General features: G+C 48.0%; 2 protein-coding genes. Both read left to right on the forward strand.

Going from position 1 to position 1,455, the window contains the following annotated elements; genetic code table 11:
* The coding region (locus BT147_RS15430; protein ID WP_177239691.1) for a hypothetical protein at nucleotides 1-371 on the forward strand (371 nt) is incomplete at its 5' end.
* Between the two features lie 149 nt (nucleotides 372-520).
* Nucleotides 521-1,455, forward strand: a 935-nt coding sequence (locus BT147_RS15025; protein ID WP_143187931.1) for an alpha-helical endospore appendage domain-containing protein, incomplete at its 3' end; no start/stop codon positions are given.

The following is a 1,455-nucleotide window of genomic DNA, read 5'->3' on the forward strand; positions in this document are numbered from 1 at the left end:
CCTTCATAGCCCAAAGTTATCTAAATGCAGCTGCAACCGGATTTACACTCGCTGCTACTGGCCCGGTTCCTTGGAATGTTCAAGGTAACTCGAAGGGTACCAATATCACTCATGTAGTGGGCGCTACTTTTATCGGAATCGCTGCTGGGGCCTATTATATTTCCGGTGGACTAAATGGGTCTGGTAATATGAACGTTCAACTTCTGAGGGATGGTGCATTAATTCCTGCTGGAGTCATGCAAGCACAAGTAAACGATGACGGGCTCTCTGTCGGGGCTTTCACCACCGGACCCGCTCAAATATCTATGATAAACGTTACCGCCATAACCAACTGCCGTGCTAATATACAAATCTTACAACTCGATCAATAATGAGGGATTCCTACCCTTCAAAAAACAATCCCCTTTAAGAGACTTCTTAAAGGGGATTTTACTGTATAAAAAATATGAATAAATCGTTTAGTACATGCCTTTGTGGCCAAGCATACATATAATAAGAATTTACGTGAGGGGGTATAGTTATGTCTCAAGCTAATATTCCTAATATTTCACCTAATATAAGCATTACCAGAGAAGATGCAGTGAATTTGCTATTATCATCCATTGCATTAGAAGAACTGGGCTTAAGTCATATCATCAATGCCGAGGGAGAAAAGCTACAATACGTTCTCGGGACTCTCCCCGGAGTCTCAACATCCTTTCAACCTTCCATCAGCGATTTACTCACAATAAACAGCAGCGTTCGTGACACGATTAATGTAATCGGGAAGAAAGAATGGATTCTAAATGAGAAGTTAGAAAATGTGTTAAACACAGATGTGACAAGGGGACCGACGGGGTCGGCAGGTGCCACTGGACCTACAGGGCCATCAGGAGGGCCACCTGGACCTGCAGGGGCTACCGGGCCATCTGGACCCCAAGGACCAGCGGGTACCACTGGTACTACTGGTGCCACTGGGGTGACAGGACCTCAAGGTGCGACGGGACCGACGGGATCTTTTGCGACCGGTGATTTCTTATTTTTAGTTCAAGGGAATACGGGTGTGAGCGGAAGTGCTCCAGTTGGTTTCGGAGATCTAATCAACTTTATATCTAATACGTTAGAAATTACCGTAACACCTGGTTCTGCTAATGTGAATATAGAAGTGCCCACTGGAACGACCGGGGCCTTTGCAAACGCCGTTAAAGCAGTCGTTGAAACGCTCGGTCTTACTGGGGATACAGGACCCCAAGGACCAACAGGACCTCAAGGCAATACGGGACCTCAGGGCAATACGGGGCCTCAAGGCAATACGGGACCTCAAGGCGATACTGGACCTCAGGGAGACACTGGGCCTCAAGGCAATACGGGGCCTCAAGGTAACACCGGACCTCAGGGAGACACCGGACCTCAGGGAGAAACTGGACCTCAGGGAGACACCGGACCTCAAGGTAACACCGGACCTCAGGGAGACAC

Origin of the sequence: Thermoactinomyces sp. DSM 45891 (genome assembly GCF_900119485.1) — a bacterium.
Taxonomy (GTDB): Bacteria; Bacillota; Bacilli; order Thermoactinomycetales; family Thermoactinomycetaceae; genus Baia.